Genomic DNA, 14,693 nt, shown 5'->3' on the forward strand with positions numbered 1-14,693 from the left:
TCCTCCTTAAGAATGTTTTTTGTAAAATTTTATAGCTTGTTTACAAGTTTTACAAGTAAATTTATGACCTTGTAATTCTATTTTTTGATGAATGCTATAAGGAACATCGTGAATTTTACCAGGACAATTACAGGTATAAAGATAAAATTGTGGATGCTCATTATCTTCATCTTCTGCTGCTTCAAAGCTAACATCGCCACCATCATCTGTAGACAAAGAAGAACTTCTCCATTTTTCAACTTTCATGTCTTCATATAGTATGTGTTCTAAAAGCCACTTTTTAGCCACTATATAAAGTTTTTCTTTAAGATCATTGGTTGATTTGATATCTTTGATTAAGTTAATCATGGTTTGGATGATTTCTTTATGTATTTTTCGATGTTCTTCTAAATTTGGATAGCCTATTAGCTGCATGTATTTTTCTTCATCATTAAAGTGATCTTTCATATAATTAAAAAATTCAGCCAAAAGTTCTTTGACTTCATTTTTACTTACAGATCTATCTGATACAACTTCAACTTTTGCAGCAAGTTCAAAAAGCTTTTTATGTTGCTCATCAATTTTAGCATTGTGCACACTATAGCTGTTATCCCATTTTGGAAGCATTTTAACTCCTTAAGGAAAAATTTATTTGTATAAAAGGATTATAGATAAAAATAAATTAAATAAAAATGAAATTTTATTAAATAATTGATAAGAAATTTGATACAATGATATATATTTAAGAGATTTGAACTTAGAAAGATTTAAATTATGGCTGCTAAAATTTTACTTTTAGAAGATGATTTGAGCTTGAGTGAGATCATTGAAGAGTTTTTAAACGATGAAGGATATGAAGTATTTTTATGCGATAATGCACAAGAAGCTTTAGATATGGCTTATGAAAGATATTTTGATCTTTGGATTTTAGATGTAAAAGTTCCTTTAGGAGATGGATTTTCATTGCTTAAAGAATTAAGAAAAAGCGGAAAGCAAACCCCAGCAATTTTCATGACTTCTTTAAACACAACAAACGATTTAAAACAAGGCTTTGATGCAGGTTGTGATGATTATATAAAAAAACCTTTTGAACTTGCCGAGTTATCTATCAGGGTTAAAGCTTTGCTTAAAAGAGCTTTTTCACATAAAAATGAAGATTTTGAAGATTTAGGAGATGGATTTAGATTTGAATTTACTACACAAATTCTTTACCATAATAATAAAGCCTTGACTTTACCGAGTAAAGAAATTAAGCTTTTGTCTTTATTACTTAAAAATAAAAACAACTTTTTAAGCACAGAGAGAATTTTTGAAGAACTCTGGGATTATGATGAGGAGCCTAGTGAGTTAAGTTTAAGGGCTTATGTGAAAAATTTACGTAAAATTTTAGGAAAAGAAAAAATTATAAATCAAAGAGGCAGGGGATATTGCTATGGCTAAAAAAGTCATTAGGCAAATTTTATTAATCTACTTAACAACTACAGGTATTTTTTTAACTATTTTTTTTGCATTATGGTATCAAAAATTATATGAAGAATTAGTTGTTTTAAAGGGTGCCACTTTGAGAGAAAATCATAGAAATATTGTTATAAGTATCTTAAATTCTCGCTTTACTCCTATAGATATAAGTGCAAAAAATATTGCTCAAAGCACAGCACTAAAATTTGCTATATTTGATGCTAAAAAGATTGTTTTTAGTAATATAGATTTTGATTTAAGAAAGGCAAAGATAGAGCTTAAAGGTAGAGGTATTTGTGATAATAAGGTTTTTTTCCTTGCTCCTATGAGTGCAGATCATTATTTTTTAAGACATGCTAGCAATGAAGAAGTAAATACTAACGATGGTTTGCAAATTTTAATACAGGGTGAAGATGTTGGCAAAGATCTTTTTTGGATTAGAACGAAAGTTTTTGGTTTTGCTATTATGGCTTTTTGCATATTGGGCTTAATATCTTATATTTTAGTAAAAATTGCTCTAAAGCCTTTAGAGGATAAAATCAGCACACTAAATCGTTTCATTAAAGATTCAACCCATGAACTCAATACCCCATTAAGTGTTATTTTGATGAGTATAGAACAACTTGAGCATCAAAATTTAGGAGATAATGCTAAATTTACAAGGATTAAGCTTGCTGCAAAAAGTTTGTCTCAAGTGTATTCTGATCTTGTTTTTTATAATTTCCCTAATACCTTAGAAACAGAAAAACAAAAATTTGATTTAAGAATACTACTTGAAGAAAGATTGGAATATTTTAAAGTATTTTTTGAGCAAAAAAAAATTACACTAAAGCTTGATTTAAATCAAGCAAATATTTTTGCTCCTAAAAGTCAAATTTCTAAATTGATTGATAATCTTATAAGCAATGCTATTAAATACAATAAAAAAGGTGGAGTAATTTCTATAATTTTAAAAGCCAATTTTTTAAGTATTGCGGATACAGGTTGTGGAATTTCAAAGTCAAATTTAAATCATATTTTTGATAGGTATACAAGATTTAATACCGATCAAGGAGGATTTGGTATAGGGCTTTCTTTGGTAAAAAAAGTTTGTGATGATAATGATATTAAGATTATTTGTGAATCTGTAGAAAATCAAGGGAGTGTTTTTAAATTAAATTGGTAATCAGCAAGGAAAATCCTTGCTGATAAGAGGTTAGAGCAGATATTACATCATTCCGCCCATGCCACCCATTCCTCCCATACCGCTCATATCTGGCATAGCAGGTTTATCTTCTTTAATTTCACTAATTGTTGCTTCTGTGGTTAAAAGCATACTAGCTACAGAAACTGCATTGAGTAAAGCTACTCTTTCTACTTTAACAGGATCGATAATTCCACTTTCAAGCATATTAACATATTCACCTTTTGCAGCATCAAAGCCTGTATTTTCATCTTTAGCATTTTCTACGCTATTTACAACCACACCTGCATCAAAGCCTGCATTTTCAGCAATTTGTCTTAAAGGTGCTCTTAAAGCTCTTTCAACGATAGCTGCACCGATTGCTTCATCACCTTGTAGATCAAGTTTGATTTTAGCTTTTGCTTTGATAAGCGCTGCACCACCACCAATTACTATACCTTCTTCAACTGCTGCTTTAGTAGCACTTAAAGCATCATCAACGCGATCTTTTTTCTCTTTCATTTCAGTTTCAGTTGCTGCACCTACTTTAATAACTGCAACACCGCCACTTAATTTTGCAAGTCTTTCTTGTAATTTTTCTCTATCATAATCTGAAGTTGTTTCAGCAATTTGTGCTTTGATTTGATTTACCCTTGCATCAATATTTGCTTTTTCACCTGCGCCATTTACTATGGTTGTATTGTCTTTATCGATGATTACGCTAGAAGCTTGTCCAAGATCTTGTATGGTCGCACTTTCAAGAGTTCTTCCAAGTTCTTCAGAAATCACTTCTCCGCCTGTTAAAATCGCTATATCTTCAAGCATAGCTTTTCTTCTATCGCCAAAACCTGGAGCTTTTACGGCTGAAATATTAAGAACACCGCGAAGTTTATTTACAACCAAAGTTGCAAGTGCTTCACCTTCAATATCTTCAGCGATAATTAAAAGTGGTTTGCCTGTTTTTTGAATTTGTTCTAAAACCGGTAATAAATCTTTTAAATTTGCAATTTTTTTATCAAAAAGCAAGATATAAGGGCTTGAAAGCTCTACTGTCATTTTTTCTGCATTAGTGATAAAATAAGGGCTTAAATAACCTCTATCAAATTGCATACCTTCAACTACATTTAATTCATCATTGATTGATTTTGCCTCTTCAACAGTGATAACACCATCTTTGCCCACTTTTTCCATAGCATCAGCGATTAAATTTCCGATTTTTTCATCAGAATTGGCTGAGATTGTAGCAACTTGTGCAATTTCTTTTTTATCTTTTACTTCGCGAGAAAGTTTTTTAAGTTCGCCTACTATAGCTTCGCAAGCTTTATCCATGCCACGTTTTACTTCAATAGGATTTGCACCTGCTGTGATATTTCTTAAACCTTCTTTAAAAATCGCATGAGCTAAAACCGTTGCAGTAGTTGTTCCATCGCCTGCTTGATCAGCTGTTTTGCTTGCTACTTCTCTTACAAGTGAAGCACCCATATTTTCAAGACTATCTTTAAGCTCTACTTCTTTAGCAACACTTACGCCATCTTTAGTAATGCTTGGAGCACCAAAGCTTTTTTGGATTAAAACATTGCGTCCTCTTGGCCCCATAGTTACTTTTACCGCGTCATTAAGTTTTTTAACGCCCTCATAAAGTTTATTTCTTGCTTCATCTGAAAAAATAATTTCTTTTGCCATTTTTTATCCTTTTTTATAAATTATTTTAAAATTCCTAAGATATCATCTAAGTTTAAAACTAAATATTCATTATTATCAAGTTTAATTTCTGTTCCACCGTATTTAGCAAACACGATTTTATCACCATTTGCAATATCAGTGATTTCTTTACTTACTGCTACTACTTCACCCATTAAAGGCTTTTCTTTAGCATTATCTGGTATAATTATACCTGAGGCTGTTGTTTTAGTTTCTTCTACGCGTTTAACTAGAACACGCTTTCCTAAAGGTTGAAAATTCATTTTTGTCCATCCTTAAAAATATTGATATTAGCACTCTTTTATTTAGAGTGATAATATCATACTATAAAAAATGAATTTTGTCAATACTTTAAATTAAAATATTTATAAAAGTTTAGTTTTATAGACTAAAGTTATTTTATAAAATAAACTAAAGGATAAAAATGAAAAAGATTTTTTATGGAGTTATAGCTTTTGTTGTTGTGCTTTTGATTGCTATTTATACCATACTTTTCACAAGTTTTGGTAATAATATAGCGGCAAATATAGTGCAAAAAAAGATCAAAGAAAGTGCGGGATTAGATGTAAATATCACGCATTTTAATTTACGTTTTTCAAGCCTTGAATTGCAAGCAAATATCGCAAATATGGCAGATTTTAATCTTCAGGGAGCTTTGAGTCCTTTTAAGCTTGGATTTGATCTTGACTATCTTATTTCTTTAAAGCAAAATTATGCTAAAAATTTAGGTTTAAATTTAAATCAAAACCTTTCTTTTGGCGGTAAAATTCAAGGTAAAGCAAGTGATTTTACTTTAGATGGAAAGGGTTATTTGTTAGGTTCAAATGTGCTTTTAAATGCAAGAATGTATAATTACAGCCCTATTGCTTTAAATTTAGATGCGCAAAATCTTAAGATAGAAGAAATACTTCATCTTTTATCTTACCCTAGTTATGCTAAAGGTTTTTTAAATGCTCAAGCAAAAATTTCAGCACAGAATTTAAAACCTGATGGAAATATCATCATAAAACTTGATACAAGTTATATAAACTATGAGGCGATAAAAAAAGATTTTTCTTTAGACTTGCCTTTAAATTCTAATCCTAAAGCAGAAATTTTGGCCAATGTTAAAGAAGATAAGATTTATGCTGTAAGTAAAATTTACAATGATTATCTTAACTTACAAACCCAAAAAACTCTTTATGATATTAGCAAGAATGCTTTAAGTACTGATTTTAATTTAAGTATTCCTTCTCTTGTAAAGCTTGAAAAACTTACAAAAACTAGACTAAATGGTAGTTTGGGTGTGATAGGTCAAACAAGTGTTGTAAATAATGCCTTATCAAGTTTAAATGCTCAAGTTATCGGACTTGGTGGAGAGGTAAAGGCAAGTTTGAAAAATAATAAAATTTTTGCAGATATTAATGAAGTAAGTTTGGAAAAATTATTAGCTCTTGCAGGATATGGAGCTTTGGTTTCTGGAAATTTAAATGCTAAACTTCTAAATGCAGATTTGGATTTTTCTAATTTTGATCTTGAAGCAAAAATAAACAATGCAAAGATTAACACCAATGAGCTTAAAAAAATAGCTAAAATAGAGCTTCCAAATACAATTTTTAGTTTTGATGCTAAAGCAAATGCAAAAAATAGCAATATTGCTTACAATGCTTTGCTTGCTTCAAATTTGCTTAATATCAAAAAACTTCAAGGAACTTATAATTTAAAAAATAGTGAGTTAAATACAGATTTAAATGCTTTTATTGATGACTTATCTCAGTTTAGTGCTATAGCAGGACAAAAATTACAAGGTAAGGCAGATCTTACTGCAAAAGCTCATATTATAGGCACTCAAATACAAAATTTAAATGCAAATGCAAATTTGGCAGATGGTGTAATCAAGGCTGATTCAAATGGCAAAAAACTTGATTTAAACATTGATAAACTTGATTTATCTAAACTTTTTGTTATAGCAGGTATGCCAAATTATGCCAGTGGGATTGTTAATGCAAAAATTAATTTAGATAATATCGATTTTAATAACCTTAATGGTAAAGCAAATTTAGAAGCTAAAGGTATTTTAAATGCTACAACTTTAAGTAAAATTTTAAATAAAAATTTTCCAAACAATACAAGTTATGATTTAAATACCAAAATTAATTTTAAAAACAATATCGCTCAATTTGATTCTGTTTTAAATTCATCTTTAGCTGATCTTACAAAACTACAAGGAAGTTTTGATATAAGCAAAATGCTTTTAAATTCGGATTTTAATCTAAAGATAAATGATTTTTCAAAACTAGGCTTTTTGTTGGATAGAAAACTTAAAGGTAAGGCAGAATTTAATGGAAAGGTAGGTTTTGATAAGAATTTAAATTTTGTTGTAAATAGTCCAAATTTATTTGAAGGGAGGCTTCAAAGCACACTTAAAGATAACCTTTTGCTTGCTGATTTAAATGGAGTGGATTTAAGTAGTCTAGCTCAAGGTTTAGATTTTATGGATGTTTATCAAGGTAAGGCAGATGTGAAGGCAAATTACAATCTTTTAAGCGAAGAAGGAGAGGTTAATTTGGATATGAAAGAGGGTAAATTAAAACCAAATCTTATTACCAATGCTTTAAAAATTTTAACACTAAAAGATATTACCAATGATGTTTATCGCACTGCTAATGCTAAAGCTTTGATTAAAAAAGAAAATATCAAACTTGATCTTAATATGCAAGCAGATCGTTCTTATATTTTAGTACAATCAGGAGCTTTAAATTCTAAAAGCGGAGCTTTAAATTTGCCTTTTGATATTAAACTCGATAGAGCCAATTTTAAAGGAAGTATTACAGGAACTACGGAAAATCCTAAAGTGAATTTAAATGCAGGAAGTGTGTTAAATTCTATTAAAAATGTAGTAGGTGGCGGTGTGAGTGATGGTGCTAAAAGTACGGGCGATAAAGTTGATAAAGCGGTGAATAAATTATTAAATAAGATTTTTTAAGGTAAAAAATGTTTAATGGACTCATAAGAGAAATTGCTAAAGTTCAATCTTATCAAAACAATACTTTAAGCTTAAAAGCAAAATATCGCCCAAATCTTGGCGATAGCATAGCCGTAAATGGAGCTTGTTTAAGTGTAACAAAACTTTATGAGGGAGGTTTTGAAGTGGAACTTTCTCGTGAAAGTCGCACTCATGTAGCTATAGAAAATTTAAAAGATAAAGTTCATATAGAACCTGCTTTAAGATATGGCGATAGAATTGATGGACATCTTATGCAAGGACATATTGATTTTATCGGCATACTTGAAAAGATTCAAAAAGATGAAAATGGAGTGGATTTTCATATATCTTTACCTAAAGAAGCTATGAAATTTATGGTAGAAAAAGGAAGTATAGCTGTTGATGGAGTAAGCCTTACTATCAATGAAATTTTAAAAAATGGTATTAGGCTTACTATTATTCCTATTACTTTTAAAGAAACGCTTTTTAAAGACTATCAAGTAGGTAGAAAAATCAACATAGAAAGCGATTTACTTGCTCGTTATATTTATGCGCAATTACAAGGTAAAAACAAAGGATTATCATGGGAAGAAGTGGAAAGAATTTCTTATCTTTATTAGAAAATAATAAAGTCGGTATTTTTTGTGCTTTTGATAAGGATTATAATGTTTTTAGGGCTAAAATTCATAATGAGAATTTATTTTCTCATTTAGGTTTTAAAGATATTGAAAAATGTGTTTTTATGGATCAAATTCACTCTCATAAAGTTATTATTTATGATGAAAATTTAAAAAATCTCAGTTGTGATGGACTTATAAGTAAAGAAAAAAATACTGCTCTTTGTGTTTTAAGCGCGGATTGTTTGCCTTTGATCTTATATCATGAAAGTGGCATTATAGCAGCTTTACATTCAGGTAGAAAAGGAAGCTTTGAAAATATCCTAAAAGAATGCGTTGATCAAATTGCTATGCAAAATTCACATTTAGATAAGAATAAATTTCATCTTTTTATCCTGCCTGGAATTTGTGCTAAAAATTATGAAATAGATGGAGAAATTTTAGAATTTGCTAAAAAAGAATTTAAAGAATTTGTTCAAGATGATAAACTTGATTTAAAAGCTTTAGTAAAATTTCAAGCGCAAAATTTAGGCATTGAAAATATTAAAGATTGTGGAATTTGTAGTTTTGATGATGAGAGTTTTTTTTCTTATCGTCGTGATAAAACGCCTAAGCGTTTTGTGAGTGTGGTTTATTTAAAGGATTAAAATGTATGAAAGAAAAGATTTAAGAGTGTTAAAAATCATTCAAAAAGCTAGAGAATTTGGCGATGGAGATTTGTTGAATGAAGCTTTGGTAAAACAATTGATTGATACAGATTTTTGTGAAATTAATGAAAAAGAAAAAGAAGAGCTTACAACTCTTCTAAATTCTTTAATCAATGCAAAAGATAAAGCGTTGTTGAGTAATTAAAATTCTATATAGTTTTCAAAATCTTCTTCTTTTGGAGGATTAGGTTGATTCGAGGCTAGGGCTTCTTTAACAACCTGCTCGTATCCAGCTATGATATGTTTAAAATTCTCTTTTGCTTTTCCACTAAGTTCTGATTTGGCGATTTTTACAACAGATGCAGGATTTATAGCTTTATTATTTAAATATACTCCAAAATGCAAATGAGGACCTGTGCTCATACCTGTTGAACCAACATATGCAATTATTTGTCCTTGATTTACCTTTTGTCCGTTTTTAATTTTTGCAAAACGACTAAGATGAGCATATAAAGTCATATAACCTGAGTCATGCTTGATTTGAATTACATTTCCATAACCACCTTTTGTGCCTATAAAGGTTACTACTCCTTTGCCAGCACTTTTTACAGGAGTTCCAGTAGGTGCAGCATAGTCTATACCAAGATGGGCGCGATAGCGTTTTAATATAGGATGATATCTTGCTGTTGTAAAAGGAGAGGAAATTCTAGTGTAGTTCACAGGTTTTGTAAGTAAAAAAGATTCTAATTCTTTGCCATCGCGATCATAGAATATATCATTATAAGAAAAGACTTCTCTAGCGCTTTTATTGATTTCTACCATTGCCATTTTTATATTTATATCGCCCCAAAGTTTACCCATGCGTCTTTTTTGTTCATAATATAGGGTTACTTCATCACCTTTTTGGATATTGCGAAAATTTATACTTCCTCGAAAAGCACGAACCATAGCACGAGCTAAAGTACTGCTACCACTTTCTTCATAGACATCTTGATAAGCAGAGCTTTTAATGGTTAAATGTAAAATTCTATCTTCTTTTTGATAAGATACAGGAGTAAAAGCAAGAGTGTATTGTCCATCTTTATCTTTATAGATATGAATTTGTAAATCATCGCTAATTGGAATTAAAACTTGTTCTATGTTGTTGTTTTCATCTTTTAAAACTTGATATTTTATTTTATAAGCTATATCAGAAGCAAGTTCTTGATCTTCTCTATCAAGTCCATAATAAAGCGACATAGGTATGGAATTTCTTTGTAAGAATTTAAGCAAGGTATCTCCATTATCCCAAGTTAACTCTTCAACACTTAAAGCTGCAAAACTTTGAACAACAAAAATAAATAAAAGCAATAATTTTTTCATGAGATAACCTTAATTTTTAAAAGAATTTTGAAATTTGAAAGCTATATTTTACTTTATTTTTCTTACAATTGCTTAACAAAAAAGGATTATAATTCTATAAATTTTTATTTAAGGAGCAAATTTGTTTAAAACTATAGTGTGTTTTTTAGCTTTAAACCTTAGCCTCTTTGCGGTTGGATTTGATTTAAAACCTATAAAAAGTGAACTTGTAAAAGTTGATGATATTTATGGTTATATTAAAGATAGTGATGATATAAAACTTTATTCAAGTGGCGTAGTAGTACAACATTTTAGCAATTCGCAAAGTATCATCGCTAGAGCAAGTGTTATAGATAAAAAAAATGGTTTGGCAAAATTAGAATTTAGCGTTTTTTCAGCTCTTAAGCAAGATGCTTTGCCTTTACCAAATGTTTTACCTAAAGTAGGTGATGAGGTTGTTTTAAATTTTCTTTATGATAGAGGATTGGTAATTGCTCCTGATGAACAAACTTATAATGAACTTGTTAGAGAATTTCCGCAGATATATTTTACCCATATTGACATTTTTGGAGCACAATTAATTAGAACGGCCACTCTTTCTCCTAAGCGTTCAGATTTTAGGCAATTTTGTGATGATAATGCGGTTGGTATTTTGGTTGTAGCTTTGGAAAATCAAGCAGAAGTTGTGGATTGTCAAGATTTTAATAAGCTTTATGAAGTGCCTATAAGCAAGCCAACTAGCGTTCAGGTTCCTTTTTATTCTCGTATAGGTGGATATAAAAGTAATTTTTTTGATTTTAACTCTCAAGAAATAGGAAATTATTATAGATATTATGATGCTTTGATTAATCTTCCTAAGGTGCAATAAACATGAAAAAAGAATTTGAACAATATTTTAAACGATTTTTAGGAGAAGAAAACGCTTATTTTGATGAAATTCACAAAAGAGCTTATAGCTATGATGCGACAAAAAAACATTATTTACCCGATGGGGTTCTTTTTCCAAGAAATGAAGAAGATATTGCTCAAATTTTAAAATTTTGCAATGAAAATAATATCATAGTCATACCACGAGGCTCAGGATCTGGTTTTACAGGAGGAGCTTTAGCTGTTAATGGCGGTGTGGTGCTTGCTTTTGAAAAGCATATGAATAAAATTTTAGAAATTGATCTTGAAAATTTAGTGGCTGTTGTGCAACCTGGGGTTATTAATATACATTTACAAAAAGAAGTAGCCAAATACGGGCTGTTTTATCCACCTGACCCTGCTAGCATGGAGTATTCTAGCTTAGGGGGTAATGTAAGCGAAAATGCTGGGGGAATGAGAGCTGCAAAATATGGCATTACAAAAGATTATGTGATGGCTTTAAGGGCTGTTTTGCCCAGCGGAGAAATCATTCGTGCAGGAAAACGCACTATTAAAGATGTAGCAGGTTATAATTTGGCAGGAATTTTAATCGCTAGTGAAGGTTCTTTAGCAGTTTTAAGTGAGCTTACTTTAAAATTAATACCTTTACCTAAATTCAAAAAAACTGCTTTTGCTATTTTTCCAAGTGTAAAAAGTGCTATGAATGCGGTTTATAAAAGCCTTGCTAGCGGTGTAAGTCCTGTATCTATGGAATTTTTAGACAATCTTAGCATTAGAGCGGTTGAGAGCAAATTTAATAAAGGTTTGCCTATAGAAGCTGGAGCTATTTTGATTGCTGATGTGGATGGTAATGTTAAAGAGGCTATTGATGAGGATTTGAGAAATTTAGAACATTATTTTTTAGAAGCTGGAGCTAGTGAATTTAAAATAGCAAAAGACGAACAAGAAGCCGCAGATATTTGGTTTGCTAGAAGAAATTGTTCTCAAAGCATTGCCATGTATGGAACTTTAAAACTTAATGAAGATATTACAGTTCCGCGTTCTAAACTACCTGCCTTGCTTGAAGGTATAGATGAAATTTCTAAAAAATATGGTTTTAAAATCCCTTGTTTTGGGCATACAGGGGATGGAAATGTGCATACTAATGTTATGGTTCCTGATAAAAATGATAAAGAGCAGGTGAAAAAAGGCTATGAAGCTGTGGAAGAAATTTTTAAATTAACAGTGAAACTTGGAGGAACTTTAAGCGGAGAGCATGGCATAGGACTTTCTAAAGCACCTTTTATGAATTTAGCTTTTTCTGAAGCCGAAATGAATTTAATGAGAAATATTAAAAAAGCTTTTGATCCAAATAATATACTAAATCCTTTTAAAATGGGACTTTAGAAGGTGAAAAATTTTTTTACTATTTTGCTAAATTTGCGTGATAAGGAAATTTTAAATTATGCAGCAGCACTTAGTTTTTATACTGTATTATCTTTAATACCTATTTTATTTGTATGTTTTTCTGTTTTTACGCAAATTTCCAGTTTTAAAGCTTATTATGAAAAAGCAAAGCAAATAATTTTTGCTTTTTTAATACCAACGCAACAAGATGTTGTTGCTACTTACATCGATACTTTTTTAAAAAATAGTGTAAATTTGGGTATTGTAGGTCTTATTGCTATGGCATTTACTTCTTTAGCTTTTTTTTCAGGCTATGATTTTGTAATCAATCGTATTACTAAAAATGAACCTAAAGGACTTTGGCAAAGCATTAGTTCTTATTGGACTCTTTTAACTCTTGTTCCTTTGGGGCTTGGGCTTAGTTTTTATATTTCAGGTTTTATCCAACAAACTTTAGATGATTATAAAATAGGGTTTAATTTTTTTGAAATTTTACCCTTTGTAATTATTTGGGGTTTATTTTTTATATCTTATTCAAGTTCTGTTCATAAGGGAACTCTTAAAAGTTTAGCTTTAGTATCTTTTGGAGCGGGTGCTATTTGGTATATAGGAAAAAATTTATTTGTATATTATGTGGTATATAATAAAACATACGCTAGTGTTTATGGATCTTTTTCTACTATTTTATTCTTTTTTATTTGGATTTATATTTCTTGGATTATTTATCTTTTTGGGCTTAAACTCTATTATTTTCTAAATCACAATCATAATGAAGGGAATAAAATTCGCAAAAATACAAAGAAAAGCTAGATATTTAAATCGCACAGAGATTAAAGAAGCAATAAGATAACTTATAAAAATCCAAAATGGGATATAGATATTAGTTCCATAAATTTTAAATTTAAAAAATTCATCTAAGATAAAATTGAGCAAATCTCCATAGTTTATAAGATGCAAAAATAATACTAAAGGATAAAATATTACAAAAATTCCACTCAAAATAATACCTAAAATTTGTTGGTAGCTTATAAGTGGAAAAAAATAAAGCACAGGTAAAACCATGGCAAAAAAAGTCCAAATATTAAGCAAAATAATATTTATAAGATTATTAAATTTATTTGCAAAATGATGCATATATAAAAAAATATAAAAAACACCTAAAATAGAAAATAAAAATCCAATACTAAATAAAAGTCTAGGGTAAAGAGAAATGCACAATAAAATAATACAAAAAAGCGTAAAGAAATTAATAATTTTTATATTTTTACACAATAGATAAAAAACCCAAAAAGCCATAATCAAGGAGCGCACAAAAGAAGGGACAAATCCTATTAAACAAGCATAAGCTAAAAGTAGTGTAAAAATTAAAATACTTAAATCTAAACGTAAATTTCTATAAGGAAAATATCTTTTTTGGAAAAAACTATAAATTGGAGCTAAAATAAAGAAAATTAAACTAAAAAGCAAGCCTATGTGATAACCGCTAATTGCTATAAGGTGTGCTATGCCGTAGTAATTTACATCGTTTCTAAGCTCTAAAGATATGGGCAGTGCAAAAAATAAAGCACCATAAAATTCTTTAATTTTTTCATTTGTATGTTGATTTAAGAAGTAAGATATAATGGGATTGTATTCTTTTTCTTTTAATTTTTCAAAATCGTAAGAAGGTGCATAAAAACTTTTGCTCAGATAGTCTTTAAAGTTAATATTATGGGTGATAATTCTAAGGCTTAAAAGTTGATTCTTGCTTAAATTTAAATCCTTAAAACTTGTGGTATAAAAAGTGAAGTTTTCAGTTTGTAATTTTAAAACCCAGTATTTTTTATTTTTTTTATTATATTTTATATATTGGTGCGTTAATAGAGCGTTATTTATAAAGTAATGTTTTTGGTTTTTAAAGTTTAAAAAATTATTATATTCTAAAAGGATATTAAAAATAAAAATAATAACAACAGATAAAAATAAATAATGAAATTCTTTAAAAGAGTAAAAAAAAGAATTCCATAGAGACATTATTTTTTGGAAAATTTACTTAAATAGAGCCAAATTATTCCAGCTAAAAATAATAAAAATAAAGGAGCAGTATAAGGATATAAACTTAGTTTATCAAAAATTGCTTCAATAACATACCCAAAAGTATAAGCAGCAAAACCTAGAACAATAGCCCATGCCAAACTAGCTAGAGTATTGATAATAAAAAATTTAATAAAATTATATTTTGCCATGCCTGCAGCTATAGGAATGAAAGTTTTTAAACCATAAATAAATTTTTGAGTTATAAGTAAAATAATTCCGTGTTGTTTTGTTTTCATCATAGCAAGAGCTAGTTTGCGTCGGTGTTTTTTAAAATAAGGCATAATATCTTTTTTGTAATATTTTCCAAGTATAAAAAGCAAAGTTGAACCTATGGTATTAGCAATAAAAGCAAGAGCAATGCAAAAACTAAGATCCATTTTTCCTTGAGAACTTAAAACTCCTGCGGCTAAAATTCCAACCATTCCGCCCCCTAAAGAGTAAAAGAATAAAACAATATAACCATATTTTATTAAAGTATCAATCATATCTTGCAT

The 14,693-nt window shown here is 29.4% G+C and carries 15 protein-coding genes; 9 read left to right on the forward strand and 6 right to left on the reverse strand.

From position 1 onward, the window contains the following. Window positions 1-6: 6 nt before the first annotated feature. Complete coding sequence (locus tag ELQ07_RS00415) at window positions 7-606, reverse strand: bacteriohemerythrin (RefSeq protein WP_002866222.1); 600 nt, start codon at window positions 604-606, stop codon at window positions 7-9. A 147-nt stretch (window positions 607-753) separates the two neighbouring features. Here ELQ07_RS00415 and dccR point away from each other — a divergent pair, with 147 nt between their 5' ends. Both dccR and dccS read left to right on the forward strand, forming a co-directional pair. Continuing rightward, entirely contained in the window at window positions 754-1,419 is a 666-nt protein-coding gene (gene dccR / locus ELQ07_RS00420) for a two-component system response regulator DccR (protein WP_002853205.1), read from the forward strand. After that, entirely contained in the window at window positions 1,412-2,602 is a 1,191-nt protein-coding gene (gene dccS / locus ELQ07_RS00425) for a two-component system sensor histidine kinase DccS (protein WP_002887839.1), read from the forward strand. Before dccR ends, dccS begins: the two co-directional genes overlap by 8 nt. A 42-nt stretch (window positions 2,603-2,644) precedes the next feature. On the opposite strand, the gene groL is transcribed toward dccS, so the two are convergent. Together groL and groES are read right to left on the reverse strand one after the other, a co-directional pair. Beyond that, window positions 2,645-4,282: a chaperonin GroEL gene (gene groL, locus ELQ07_RS00430; RefSeq protein WP_002853460.1), complete on the reverse strand. Its 1,638-nt coding sequence runs from the start codon at window positions 4,280-4,282 to the stop codon at window positions 2,645-2,647. 20 nt (window positions 4,283-4,302) lie between these two features. Further along, window positions 4,303-4,563 (reverse strand): co-chaperone GroES, encoded by a 261-nt coding sequence (groES, locus tag ELQ07_RS00435; RefSeq protein WP_002825273.1) that lies wholly within the window; start codon window positions 4,561-4,563, stop codon window positions 4,303-4,305. Window positions 4,564-4,724: 161 nt separating this feature from the next. Between groES and ELQ07_RS00440 the strand changes: the two genes are divergently transcribed. The 4 genes from ELQ07_RS00440 to ELQ07_RS00455 are packed head-to-tail and all read left to right on the forward strand — an operon-like array spanning window position 4,725 to window position 8,734. Next, window positions 4,725-7,265: a hypothetical protein gene (locus ELQ07_RS00440; protein WP_134224579.1), complete on the forward strand. Its 2,541-nt coding sequence runs from the start codon at window positions 4,725-4,727 to the stop codon at window positions 7,263-7,265. 8 nt (window positions 7,266-7,273) lie between these two features. Beyond that, entirely contained in the window at window positions 7,274-7,885 is a 612-nt protein-coding gene (ribE, locus tag ELQ07_RS00445) for a riboflavin synthase (RefSeq protein WP_070317012.1), read from the forward strand. Beyond that, window positions 7,849-8,529 (forward strand): polyphenol oxidase family protein, encoded by a 681-nt coding sequence (locus ELQ07_RS00450; RefSeq protein WP_070317013.1) that lies wholly within the window; start codon window positions 7,849-7,851, stop codon window positions 8,527-8,529. The genes ribE and ELQ07_RS00450 overlap by 37 nt, the downstream gene beginning before the upstream one ends. Before the next feature lies 1 nt (window position 8,530). Beyond that, the gene (locus ELQ07_RS00455; protein ID WP_070317014.1) at window positions 8,531-8,734 is read left to right on the forward strand and encodes a hypothetical protein; all 204 of its coding nucleotides are present in this window, start codon (window positions 8,531-8,533) and stop codon (window positions 8,732-8,734) included. Here the strand turns inward: ELQ07_RS00455 and ELQ07_RS00460 are convergent. Further along, window positions 8,731-9,891, reverse strand: coding sequence for a M23 family metallopeptidase (locus ELQ07_RS00460; RefSeq protein ID WP_070317015.1), 1,161 nt, complete (start codon window positions 9,889-9,891; stop codon window positions 8,731-8,733). The two genes, ELQ07_RS00455 and ELQ07_RS00460, sit on opposite strands and share 4 nt — an antisense overlap. A gap of 121 nt (window positions 9,892-10,012) precedes the next feature. Between ELQ07_RS00460 and ELQ07_RS00465 the strand changes: the two genes are divergently transcribed. Genes ELQ07_RS00465 through ELQ07_RS00475 form a run of 3 tightly spaced genes read left to right on the forward strand, consistent with a single transcriptional unit; the run spans window position 10,013 to window position 12,933 of the window. Next, complete coding sequence (locus ELQ07_RS00465) at window positions 10,013-10,738, forward strand: plasminogen-binding N-terminal domain-containing protein (protein WP_002853792.1); 726 nt, start codon at window positions 10,013-10,015, stop codon at window positions 10,736-10,738. A gap of 2 nt (window positions 10,739-10,740) precedes the next feature. Further along, entirely contained in the window at window positions 10,741-12,123 is a 1,383-nt protein-coding gene (locus ELQ07_RS00470; protein WP_002937828.1) for an FAD-linked oxidase C-terminal domain-containing protein, read from the forward strand. A 3-nt stretch (window positions 12,124-12,126) separates the two neighbouring features. After that, entirely contained in the window at window positions 12,127-12,933 is an 807-nt protein-coding gene (locus tag ELQ07_RS00475; RefSeq protein ID WP_070317017.1) for a YihY/virulence factor BrkB family protein, read from the forward strand. On the opposite strand, the gene ELQ07_RS00480 is transcribed toward ELQ07_RS00475, so the two are convergent. Together ELQ07_RS00480 and ELQ07_RS00485 are read right to left on the reverse strand one after the other, a co-directional pair. After that, window positions 12,877-14,136 carry a ComEC/Rec2 family competence protein gene (locus tag ELQ07_RS00480; RefSeq protein ID WP_134224580.1) on the reverse strand — a complete coding sequence of 420 codons (1,260 nt, stop codon included), beginning with the start codon at window positions 14,134-14,136 and terminating at the stop codon, window positions 12,877-12,879. The genes ELQ07_RS00475 and ELQ07_RS00480 overlap by 57 nt on opposite strands. Further along, entirely contained in the window at window positions 14,136-14,693 is a 558-nt protein-coding gene (locus ELQ07_RS00485) for a DedA family protein (protein ID WP_070317019.1), read from the reverse strand. Before ELQ07_RS00485 ends, ELQ07_RS00480 begins: the two co-directional genes overlap by 1 nt.

The sequence above is a fragment of the Campylobacter sp. US55 genome (assembly GCF_004378955.1).
GTDB classification, from domain to species: domain Bacteria; phylum Campylobacterota; class Campylobacteria; order Campylobacterales; family Campylobacteraceae; genus Campylobacter_D; species Campylobacter_D jejuni.